The organism is Shewanella aquimarina (assembly GCF_023349185.1).
Classification (GTDB): Bacteria; Pseudomonadota; Gammaproteobacteria; order Enterobacterales; family Shewanellaceae; genus Shewanella; species Shewanella aquimarina.
The window spans coordinates 68,078-79,167 of sequence record NZ_JAKIKY010000017.1 but is presented as its reverse complement, the minus strand read 5'-3'; the positions used below and the strand labels follow the sequence as shown (position 1 = coordinate 79,167).

The following is an 11,090-nucleotide window of genomic DNA, read 5'->3' as shown; positions in this document are numbered from 1 at the left end:
AGCATTGTGGCCCCACCTGATCCCATCCCGAACTCAGAAGTGAAACGCAATCGCGCCGATGGTAGTGTGGGGTCTCCCCATGTGAGAGTAGGTCATTTCCAGACGCCTAATTAAGTGAAGAAGCCACCTGAATAAGGTGGCTTTTTTGCGTTTGGGGTTTATGAAATTATCGGGTACCCTCTCGAAACCACCTTAATTAAAGTCAGGTGGCTTATTCACTTATGTAGGCATGAATGCCTACTCCCGACGTCGCCCCACCGCTGAGCGGGTTCTCCGGCTACGAAGCATAGCTTCTCCCCGTTCAAGTGAGGCTAAATACTGCGTATTTAAAGCGCCTCACTTTCACCCCCATGTGTTCGCTGCGCGAACCGAGTAGGTCATTTCCAGGCGTCTAATAAACGAAGAATCCCCAGCCACTGTGCTGGGGATTTTTTCGTTTATACGCTCGCCTAAATTGCTCCTGGCAATTTATGGCACTTCCTACATCCATGTAGGTCGCGCGAAAGTGCTACTTCACACGCAGCCCACAGCCACTTCGTGGGTGGCAGTTAAGTGCTCCATTCATAAACTGCATTTCCGCCATCCTTGGCGGTCAGGCCCCTCAGCTTGCAGCTTAGCTGCTTCGCGCTACAGCCATCCATCAAGCTTCGCTTGATAACCGGATACCTGTAGCCCCCATGTGAGGTGAGTTTTGTAGCAGTATCTGATTTTACCGCGAAGCAGGTCATGACAGGCGCATAATAAGACTCTACATGCAGCCAAAGCTATTCATGCGGTGTGGTAGTTAATTCTTCCATTCATAAACTGCATTTCCGCCATCCTTGGCGGTCAGGCCCTTCAGCTCGCAGCCAGGCTGCTTCACACTAGGGTTATCGGCCTGACGCCCACTAATTGTTACTACTCGATAACGCTATCCTTAATTTCTTAACACTCTCTCCTTAGCCCTATATCGATACCTTTACGGTCTAAGGTGAGCGCTTATCATTGAGTCGGCTCTGCTTTAAAATTTCGCCTGTTAGATGGGCTATGTTCATCAGTAGCCCTATCGAGCTGGTATGGCCCTAATGGAGTACAGGAGCGGTCTCTTAAAGCTGCCAGACGTGGCTTAGTATGGGATTATGGGCTTTGTAAGTGAGTCTTAGATAAGAGAGGGTATTTCGAGATGCTAATGCTGAGATGGCGCTTTGCTGTATTGAGCGACTTATGATAGCAAGGCTGCAATCATTAGGATGTTACTAGCCCCTTAAGACAGTCATTAATCTAGTTTCCTCGTGTAGTCCAGGGGCTAACCTTGCGATAATCGTTGGTGTTTAGAGCAGGTTGCTGTTGGCCGAATATTAGTGTTGATGGCTGATCTTTTACTGTAAATGTGGGGATATGACTGAATATTTGCTATCTTGCATGAAAAAGCCGCAATTGAGCGAGTTAGCCTTAAAAAGTCCTTTACCTTTGGGAGGGGTTTTAGCATAATGCCCCACGTCAACAGGGGTGTAGTTCCAATTGGTAGAACAGCGGTCTCCAAAACCGATGGTTGCGGGTTCGAGTCCTGCCACCCCTGCCACATTCTAGAGAAGCCGTTCAGAAATGAACGGCTTTTTGCTTTTCTGAATTTCATTATTTCTCCCACCTTTATATCTCTGAGCATGGTGTAGTCTCTGGCCATCGTGACACTCGCGCGGGCAGAGGTTATCCTTAATGGGTTAGCATTTGTCTGGAGGCGATTTGGAACCGAGTGCATATTTAGATGCTATGGGCATTACCCGCTGGGTAGAGAAGGGAGCCGAGCTTCCCTTGTATCATATTCTGGTGGATAAGGGGGCGAGCGTATCGGCCGAACACCCGCTTATCCGTCAGGTGTTGGCGCTGTTTCCACAGCAGGACAAGCAGATCGTCGTCAGCGATTCGTTAAGCAGTAGTACACAAGTGTTCTGGGATATGCGCCGCGTCAGGCTGCCTAAGATGAATTGTATCATTAGCTCTGCTCCTATCGCGGTGCTTGAGCAGGAGTCTCAGGCCAAGCGCGAGCTGTGGCAGCATATTTGGGAGAGCGATGCTTATGACATTGGCGCTTAAGAAGATCACTAAAGAGGATGCGCCTGGCTTGCATGAGCTTGAATCAGTCTGTCATCGTTTCCCCATGTCATTGAGTAATCTCGAGACTTGTTTCGGACGTTTTTACCATGTTATCGGGCTCTTTGATGGTGAGGAGCTGTTAGGTTTTGGTATTTTGCATCAACTCTTCGAAGATGCCACCCTGATGGATATCTGTGTCAGGCCCGCTATGCAGGGCCAGGGGCTGGGTAAGCGTCTTACCGAAGCGTTAATCGAGCTGGCAGCGACTCAGGGCGCCGAACGTATGATGTTAGAGGTGAGGGCCTCTAATGAAAGGGCTATCGCCTTATATCGCCAAATGGGCTTTGAACAGACGGGGATGCGGGCCAATTACTATCAGCTAGAGCAGGGTAAAGAGGATGCTATCCTGATGGAGCGTTTGTTTTAGCGGATGGAGAATATAAAAATAGCGCCCAAGGGGCGCTATTTTTGTTTCTGAGCGTTTAAAGTTAACGCTTAATGTCCTAGGGCCTGTTGACCTTTCAAGTTAATTTTTGTTCAATCTAAACGCGTTTTGCGCGAGGCGAGAGCCATGAAGCATAGTTACTCTATGTGAATGGCGAACAACAAAGTGCAGCGCGCGTTTAGATGAACCCGTTGGGCAGCGTTTGTAGGGCATTTCTACGGTGTTATCGCCAGTTTGTGTAGGATACTACACGGCACAGGCTCTGCCTTGTATAAATCACCTTCAAACTGCTGCAAAAACAAACGGCAAAGATCAACAGGCCCTAGCCTATTTGACTTCTTTACCTTGTGCTTGCAGGTCAGCATGGTAGCTAGAACGCACCATAGGACCACATGCGGCATGGGTAAAGCCTATCTCTTCGGCATAGTCTTTCAGCTCGTCAAACTCTGCCGGCGGCACGTAACGTTCTACCGGCAGGTGGAACTTAGAGGGCTGTAGATATTGCCCAAGTGTCAGCATCTCTACCTTGTGCGCGCGCAGGTCGCGAAGCACCTCGGCGATCTCTTCGTTGGTTTCACCTAGGCCCATCATCAAACCCGACTTAGTCGGAATGTTTGGGTGTTGCTCTTTGAATTTCTTCAACAGATCCAGTGACCACTGGTAGTTTGCCCCAGGGCGAGCCTTACGGTAGTGCTTAGGTGCCGTCTCCAGGTTGTGGTTGAAGACATCGGGTGGCTCGGTGGCCAGGATCTCCAAGGCGGCGTCGATACGGCCTCTGAAATCGGGCACTAAGATCTCAATCTTGATCTCTGGGTTGAGCTTACGGATCTCGTGGATACAGTCGGCAAAGTGCTGAGCACCACCATCACGCAGATCGTCACGATCCACAGAGGTGATCACCACATATTTAAGCTTCATGTCTCTGATCGTCTGGGCCAGTTTTACCGGCTCTTCGGCATCTGGTTTGAGTGGACGACCATGGGCCACATCGCAGAAGGGGCAGCGACGGGTACAGATGGCGCCCAAGATCATGAAGGTGGCGGTACCATGGTTAAAACACTCGGCAAGGTTAGGGCAGGAGGCCTCTTCACATACAGAGTGCAGACCGTTCTTACGCAGCGCCTGCTTGATGTCGACGATACGCTGGTTCGATGCCGGGAGCTTGACTCTCAACCAATCGGGTTTGCGTAGCATGGTTTCGCGCTCGGAAGGCACGACCTTGACCGGAATACGGGAGACCTTGTCGGCATCGCGTAACTTGACTCCGGGTTGTAATCTTTCAGGCCTACTCATATTAGTCTGTTAACCCTTGATGATGTTCTAGATGTTGATAGCCCAATTCTTGGCTAAAAGTTTGTATCAGTTTCTCGCCGGCTTCTTCGACGCTTTGCGGTCCCTTGAGTGGCTTACATTGCGCCATCTCTAATCCGGCATAACCGCAGGGGTTGATGCGTTGAAAGGGGGACATATCCATATCGACGTTTAGGGCCAGGCCGTGGAAGGAGCAGCCCTTGCGGATCCTCAGACCCAGAGAGGCTATCTTTCGTTCGTCGACATAGACTCCTGGGGCATCGGCCTTGGGGTAAGCCTCGATATCGTAGAGGGCGAGCATCTTGACGATACTCTGCTCGATATCGGTGACCAGTTGGCGAACGCCTATTTTGAGGCGTTTGATGTCCAGCAGCGGATAGGCGACTAGCTGGCCTGGGCCGTGATAGGTGACTTGGCCACCGCGGTCGACTTGAATGACGGGGATATCGCCGGGGTTGAGAATATGTTCACTCTTGCCCGCCTGGCCCTGAGTGAAAACTGGAGGATGCTCGACGATCCATAGCTCATCTTGGCTATTTTCATCGCGATTATCGGTATATTCCTGCATGGCGTGCCATACCGACTCGTAATCCTGGCGTCCAAGATGACGAACATGTAAAACCGTATCTTTCAAGGGCAACCTCTCCCCTCTGCGTTTAAGTGCGCCTATTATACGCGCGAAATCAGGAAATGTAAGGTAGATCACATTTCCTAGTTTGCGGGCGCGTTTTACAGGACGCGCTTAACCCCTTCGATGGCTGCTAACTCTATGTAAAGCAACTCAATTTGTTCTTTACTGTGAACCGTTACCTTGACAGTGATAGAGTGGTAGCTGCCTTTGCTTGAGGCTCTGGAGGTTGGCATATAGTCGCCTGGCACGTGACGCTGTACAACGGCAACGACATCATCGGCGAGTGTGTCTCTGGCATCACCCACGACTTTAAAAGGGAAGGCCGCGGGGAAGTCTAGGAGTTCATGAAACTTGGTGTCTAACATAGCTGTCTATCTCTTGCCTAACTTAATGGCTTTAAAATGGGGGTTATTATACCTAATTCAAGCCTGAGAGGCTAAAAACAAAAAAGTCACCCTTAGGTGACTTTTTACTATGCGATGCATAAAGGCCGGTCGAATTAGCTAAACCAGCTGGCAAACATCTGCTTAAAGTAGTCCATTAGCTTGCTGAACCAGCTGCCTTCGTTCACTTCTTGCAGGGTGACCAATGGGAACTGGGCAATGTCTTTACCGTTTAGCTGGAAGTAGATGCGTCCCACGGTTTCGCCTTTTGCGATAGGGGCGGTCAGTTCCTTGTTCAGCTCGTAGTTGGCTTCAAGGTTCTTGGCCTGGCCACGGCTGATAGTGATTGGGGTATCTGTCATTACGCCCAGATCGACAGATTCTCTGTCACCGTACCAGATCTTCTGGGTAACGAAGCTATCGCCTGCCTTATAGGGCGTGATGGATTCGAAGAAGCGGAAACCATAGTTGAGTAGTTTCTTACTCTCGGCCTTACGAGCCGATTCGCTGGCGGTGCCCATGACAACGGATACCAGGCGCATGCCATCTTTCGTCGCAGAAGTCACTAAGTTGTAACCGGCGCCCGAGGTGTGGCCTGTCTTGATGCCATCGACGTTTAGGCTCTTGTCCCACAAGAGACCGTTGCGGTTGTACTGCTTGATGCCGTTATAGGTGAAAGACTTTTCTGAGTAGACGCGGTACTCCTCCGGCACATCGCGGATCAGCGCGGCGCCCAGCAGTGCCATGTCGTAGGCAGTGGTCTTGTGGTTTTCAGAATCCAGGCCATGAGAGTTTTCGAAGTAACTGTCGCGCATGCCCAGCTGTTTAGCCCAGGAGTTCATCAGATCCACGAAGCCATCTTCGGTGCCGGCAATGTGCTCGGCCATGGCGACACAGGCATCGTTACCCGACTGAATAATGATGCCGCGGTTAAGATCTTCGACCGACACCTGCTTACCCACTTCGATAAACATCTTCGAAGAGTCGGGGAAATTCTTCGACCAGGCATTCTTACTGATGGTCACCTTGTCTTGTGGTGAGATGTTGCCCACCTTGATCTCATGGCCTATCACATAGCTGGTCATCATCTTGGTAAGACTGGCTGGGTTCAGGCTCTCATAGGCGTTCTCTTCGGCGATGATCTGACCCGAGTTGTAATCCATCAGGATAAAGGCTTTGGCTGCAACCTTAGGTGCATCAGGCGTAACAACGGGTGCCGCGTTGGCTGCCGTGAAGGAGAGAGAGGAAGCAAGGAGAAGTGTTTTAAAGCTGTGATTCAGTAATTTCATATTATCAAGGCACGTCTTTTGGTTGAATGCAAAAATTTGGGCGCTATGTCGGGCGAGTATAACATTAGTCGACCATCGAAATCAGTGAAGGTTCCTTAATCTTAAGGAAAAGCACACCGATTTCTGGCGCTTAAGTTATTCGGTCACCAGATAGCTCTGCGGGTAGCCGTTTTGCTGTAGGGTCTGATTGAGTTGGGCGGCGATCTGCTGGCGACCTATGGGGCCGAGCTGCAGACGATAGAGGTTGCCGCTCTGCTGGATACGGGTCTTCACCTGATACTGGCTGGCCAGGGTCTGGGCCAGATGATCGATGCGTCCCTTATCGGAGGAGGCGACCACCTGCACATAATGAAGCTTGGTTTCCTGTAGCGCTGCCAGGGCCGCCGACTCTGGGTTCTCTATGTAGATAACCTCGAGTTTCACCTTGGCCGTGCCCGTCTTGAGCATATCCAAGCGGTGCGCCGCGGCGTAAGAGAGATCTATGATGCGGTTATCGTGAAAGGGGCCGCGATCATTGACTCTCACCACGACCGTCTTGTTGTTGGCCAGGTTAGTGACCTTCACATAGCTGGGCAGTGGCAGTGTCTTGTGAGCCGCCGACATGGAATACATGTCATAGGTTTCGCCATTGGAAGTGAGATGACCATGAAACTTGGCGCCGTACCAGGAGGCTATGCCAGTCTTCTGATAGCCCTTGCCTGTGTCGAGCACCCGATAGTTCTTGCCCAGCACGGTATATTCCTTGCTATTACCGCCGCGGCTGTAGGGTTCAAACTTGGGATGAGCGTCTTCTACCTTAGAGACATCGGGCGCGTCTGTGGGCGCCAGATCGTCGGCAATCTTATAGCGACCGCTCTGAGACGAGCAGCCCGCTATAGCCAATAGCAGGATGAAAGTGAGCAGTGACAGGGCGTTACTGTTTCGCATAAGCATCTTTAAGTTGTTGGCTAAATTGATAAACCGCCATGGCGTACAGCGGACTACGGTTATAGCGGGTGATCACGTAAAAGTTGTTCAGGCCTAGCCAGTAATCTTTACTGCCTGGCTGCTCAAGCTCGACCAATAGCGCCGGTTGCTGCACATCTAGGTCGACATTGCGCGCCAGGGATATCGTTGGCGAGAGGATGTCGGCGACCTTGTAGAAGAGCTTCTCACCGGACCAGGTCTTGAGATGCGCGGGCAGATGATGTGTGGTCAAAGGTAGTGTGACCAGGGCGCCTTTCTGCCAGCCGTGCTGATGGAAATAGTTAGCGACGCTGCCGATGGCATCGACAGGATTGCCTACCAGATCCCGGCGGCCGTCGCCGCTAAAATCTACCGCGAAATGACGATAGCTTGAGGGGATGAATTGACCATAACCCATGGCGCCGGCATAGGAGCCCTTGAGTGAACCTAGATCCAATCCTTCCTCTTTGGCCAGGGTATGTAACTGTGCCAGTTCCTTGCGAAAGAAGTCGGCCCGCGGCGTGTAGTGAAAGCCTAAGGTGTAGAGGGCATCGATCACCGGATAGGTGCCCATGTAGCCACCGTAGAAGGTCTCGATACCGATAATGGCGACGATGATCTCTGGGTCGACCTGGTAGGTTTTTGCCGCCTTGGCGATGGTCTCATCGTGCTTCTTCCAGAAAGCCAGCCCCTTTTCCAGACGCTTATCGGTGAGGAAGATGGGATGATACTGATACCAGGGCTTGGCCTCCCAAGGCGTGGTGATGGCGTCGATCACCTTCTGGTTGTAATGGGCGCTGGCCAGAAAGCTGTCTATCTCTGCCTGGGTGAAGCCGGCGCCGAGTTGTTGCTCGGTGAAGGCTGTCTTCAACTCACTGATGTCACCCTCTTGGGGGATCACCTTGTCATCGGCCTGGGCCAGCATGCTGGCGCCGCCCAGCATCAGGGCGAAAAATAGCTGTGAAACTGGTTTCAAATCGTCTTCCTTTAACGGTCAATGAATCGTCTATGGGTATGAATGCTCATCAGGATCCCGAAGCCTGTCATCAGGGTCAGCATAGAGGTGCCGCCGTAACTGATGAGAGGCAGAGGTACACCAACCACGGGGAGTAGTCCCGATACCATGCCAATATTCACAAAGACATATACAAAGAAGGTTAAAGTAATACTGCCAGCGAGTAAACGGGCAAAGCTGGTTTGCGCCCGCGAGGCGATCACCAGGCCGCGGCCGATCACATACAGATAGAGACAGAGCAAGATAAGGCTGCCGATCAGGCCAAATTCCTCGCCGATAACGGCGAAGATGAAGTCGGTGTGACGCTCGGGCAGGAATTCCAGCTGAGACTGGGTACCATCGAGCCAGCCCTTGCCCCAGATGCCGCCGGAGCCGATGGCTATCTTGGATTGAATAATATGGTAGCCGGCGCCCAGGGGATCCTTTTCAGGGTCCAGCAGGGTCAATACCCGGGTGCGTTGGTAGTCATGCATCAGGAAGAACCAGAGCACGGGCAGCATGGCCAGCACACCACCGATGAAACTGCCGACGATGGCCCAGCTCATGCCGGAGAGAAACAGCACGAAGATCCCTGAGGCGGCCACCAAGATAGAGGTGCCCAGATCCGGCTGTTTGGCGATGAGCAGTGTGGGGACCAGCAGAATTACCCCGGCGCCCGCCAGGTAACGCTTCTTCGGCGGCAGGGGAAACTTACTGATATACCAGGCCATGGTGATAGGGAAGGCCAGCTTAATCAGCTCTGAAGGCTGAAACTCCATGAAGCCCAGGTTAAGCCAGCGTTGAGCGCCCTTGTTGATCTCGCCAAAGAAATGCACCCCGAGTAGCAATATCACCCCGGCGATATAGATGGGGAAGGCCCAGCGTCTGAGCACCTCGGGATTGATCTGGGCGACAAACAGCATGATCCCCAGCGATAGCCCCATACGGATCAGCTGCCGCTCCATCAGCGCCATATCTTCGCCGCCGGCAGAATAGATGACGAACAGGCCATAGCACATGAGTGCCAGCAGCCCAAGAAGCAGAGGCAGATCGATATGCATACGCTGCCAGATATTGGGTCTATGGCTATGGGCGTTCATTGTGAGGGCTCCCGGCGGTTTCTAAGGGCAGGTTGTCGCGTAGCATATACTCATCGAGCAGGGCGCGGGCCACAGGGCCTGCGTTGGCGCCACCCCAGCCGGCGTTTTCCAGAACCACGGCCAGCACGATGCGCGGCGCCTCATAGGGGGCGTAGGCGACGATTAAGGCGTTATCCCTCAGGTGTTCGTCGATATTCTCGGCGTCATACTTTTCATCTTCGGCCACACTGAAGACCTGGGCCGTACCCGTCTTCATCGCCGCGGTATAGCCGGCGTCGACGAAGCGCGACTTATGGGCGGTATCTCGCATCGCCTCGTTGATGATCTGCCAGTTGTGGGGATTCTTCAGCACTACTGGCGCCATCTTGTCCACCGGCGTGTCTACCTTGACAGTGTCATTCTTGATCGATTTCAGCAAATGAGGCACGAAACGCTCGCCCTTGTTGGCCATGATGGCGGTGGCATTGGCAAGCTGCAGCGGTGTGGTGGTCCAGTAACCCTGGCCGATCCCGACCGAGATGGTATCGCCCACATACCAGGGCTGATTGTATTTGAGGCGCTTCCAGTCCTTGGATGGCATGTTACCGGCTGATTCCTCGAAGATATCGACGCCGGTACGCTCGCCAAAACCGAACTGTTGCATGAAGTTGCTGATCTTATCTATGCCTGTCTTGTAGGCCATGTCGTAGAAGTAGGTGTCGCAGGAATGCACCAGGGCGCCGTTGACATCGACCCAGCCGTGGCCCCAACGTTTCCAGTCGCGATACTTGCGCTCGACGCCGGGGATCTGCCAAAAGCCAGGGTCCCATACCCGGGTCTTTGGCGTGACGGTTTTCTCTTCCAGACCCAGCAGCGCCATATGGGGTTTAACCGTCGATGCCGGGGCATACTGGCCTTGGGTCGCACGGTTAATCAAGGGGCGAGAGCGGGCGTTGAGCAGCTCGCTGTAGGCTTTAGAGCTGATGCCATGAACGAACTGGTTGGGGTCGTAGCTGGGGCTGGAGACCATGGCCAGAATGCCGCCATCGCGAGGGTCGATGGCGACGATGGAGCCGCGGCGTCCCGCGAGGAGTTCCATCGCCTTCTTCTGCAGCTGAAGATCCAGTGTCAGGTAGATATCCTGGCCCGGCTCTGGCGCGACAGATTTAAGGGTGCGAATGGTACGGCCGCGGTTGTTGACCTCTTCCTCAAGGTGTCCCGGCATGCCATGTAACAAGGATTCATAAAACTTTTCGATCCCCTGCTTACCTATGTCCTTGGTGGCGGCGTAGTTCTGCCACTGATCGTTACGTTGCAGCGCCGCCTGATCGCGGTTGTTGATACGGCCCACATAGCCCAGCACATGGGTCAGCAGCCCATTGTAGGGGTAGTGACGTTTCAGGCCCGCGTCGATGGAGAAGCCGGGAAACCTGTGTTGGTTGACGCTAAATATGGCCACTTCCTCTTCCGACAGACGGTTTTTCACCGTTATCGGCTTGAAGCGGCGATGGTATTTTAGAGAGGCGACCAGGCTTTCTCTGTCGTCCTTGCTTAGGGCGACAACCTTGGCAAGTTCGTCCAGGGTCGCGGGGATGTCTTTCACCTTCTCCGGGATCAACTCCAGCGAGTAGAAGGGCTGGTTTTCCGCCAGCAGCTGGCCGTGTCTGTCATAGATCAGGCCGCGGCTCGGCGCCACGGGCACCACGCGAATGCGGTTATCGTTGGAGCGGGTCTCGTAGTCTTTGTAAGACAAGACTTGCAGATGATAGAGGTTGCCCAGCAGTATGCTCAGCAAGACCACCACGCAAGCAAAAGTAAAGATGGCGCGGCGTTTGAACAGCGAGGCTTCGGCGGCATGATCATGCATGGCCATCCGTTTACGTGGCGCCAATTATACTCTCTCCGGTAGTATGTTGGTTGTCACTATCATCGTCTATCCC

10 protein-coding genes, 1 tRNA gene and 1 rRNA gene are annotated in these 11,090 nt (G+C 53.0%); 4 read left to right on the top strand and 8 right to left on the bottom strand.

Going from position 1 to position 11,090, the window contains the following annotated elements; all coding sequences use genetic code 11:
- The 4 genes from rrf to rimI form a co-directional block, all read left to right on the top strand.
- Window positions 1-104, top strand: a 5S ribosomal RNA gene (gene rrf / locus L2731_RS18110); the annotation flags it as partial.
- Between the two features lie 1,380 nt (window positions 105-1,484).
- A tRNA-Trp gene (locus L2731_RS18105) sits at window positions 1,485-1,561 on the top strand.
- Window positions 1,562-1,722: 161 nt separating this feature from the next.
- Window positions 1,723-2,073 carry a hypothetical protein gene (locus L2731_RS18100; RefSeq protein ID WP_249254749.1) on the top strand — a complete coding sequence of 117 codons (351 nt, stop codon included), beginning with the start codon at window positions 1,723-1,725 and terminating at the stop codon, window positions 2,071-2,073.
- The gene (rimI, locus tag L2731_RS18095; protein ID WP_249254748.1) at window positions 2,051-2,500 is read left to right on the top strand and encodes a ribosomal protein S18-alanine N-acetyltransferase; all 450 of its coding nucleotides are present in this window, start codon (window positions 2,051-2,053) and stop codon (window positions 2,498-2,500) included. Before L2731_RS18100 ends, rimI begins: the two co-directional genes overlap by 23 nt.
- Window positions 2,501-2,845: 345 nt before the next feature.
- On the opposite strand, the gene lipA is transcribed toward rimI, so the two are convergent.
- The 8 genes from lipA to mrdA all read right to left on the bottom strand — a co-directional run bounded on the left by lipA (window position 2,846) and on the right by mrdA (window position 11,041).
- A complete protein-coding gene (lipA, locus tag L2731_RS18090; protein WP_249254747.1) occupies window positions 2,846-3,811 on the bottom strand; it encodes a lipoyl synthase in 966 nt (321 codons plus the stop codon).
- Between the two features lies 1 nt (window position 3,812).
- The gene (lipB, locus tag L2731_RS18085) at window positions 3,813-4,463 is read right to left on the bottom strand and encodes a lipoyl(octanoyl) transferase LipB (protein ID WP_041509021.1); all 651 of its coding nucleotides are present in this window, start codon (window positions 4,461-4,463) and stop codon (window positions 3,813-3,815) included.
- A 95-nt stretch (window positions 4,464-4,558) separates the two neighbouring features.
- Window positions 4,559-4,825 carry a DUF493 family protein YbeD gene (ybeD, locus tag L2731_RS18080; RefSeq protein WP_011866737.1) on the bottom strand — a complete coding sequence of 89 codons (267 nt, stop codon included), beginning with the start codon at window positions 4,823-4,825 and terminating at the stop codon, window positions 4,559-4,561.
- Window positions 4,826-4,959: 134 nt separating this feature from the next.
- On the bottom strand, window positions 4,960-6,132 hold the full coding sequence (locus tag L2731_RS18075; RefSeq protein WP_041509023.1) for a serine hydrolase: 1,173 nt from the start codon (window positions 6,130-6,132) through the stop codon (window positions 4,960-4,962).
- A gap of 135 nt (window positions 6,133-6,267) precedes the next feature.
- Window positions 6,268-7,065, bottom strand: a complete 798-nt coding sequence (locus tag L2731_RS18070; protein WP_249254746.1) for a septal ring lytic transglycosylase RlpA family protein — start codon at window positions 7,063-7,065, stop codon at window positions 6,268-6,270.
- Entirely contained in the window at window positions 7,046-8,002 is a 957-nt protein-coding gene (gene mltB / locus L2731_RS18065; protein ID WP_249254751.1) for a lytic murein transglycosylase B, read from the bottom strand. Before mltB ends, L2731_RS18070 begins: the two co-directional genes overlap by 20 nt.
- 62 nt (window positions 8,003-8,064) lie before the next feature.
- A complete protein-coding gene (rodA, locus tag L2731_RS18060) occupies window positions 8,065-9,171 on the bottom strand; it encodes a rod shape-determining protein RodA (RefSeq protein WP_041509026.1) in 1,107 nt (368 codons plus the stop codon).
- Window positions 9,158-11,041 carry a penicillin-binding protein 2 gene (gene mrdA, locus L2731_RS18055; RefSeq protein ID WP_249254745.1) on the bottom strand — a complete coding sequence of 628 codons (1,884 nt, stop codon included), beginning with the start codon at window positions 11,039-11,041 and terminating at the stop codon, window positions 9,158-9,160. Before mrdA ends, rodA begins: the two co-directional genes overlap by 14 nt.
- Window positions 11,042-11,090: the final 49 nt, after the last annotated feature.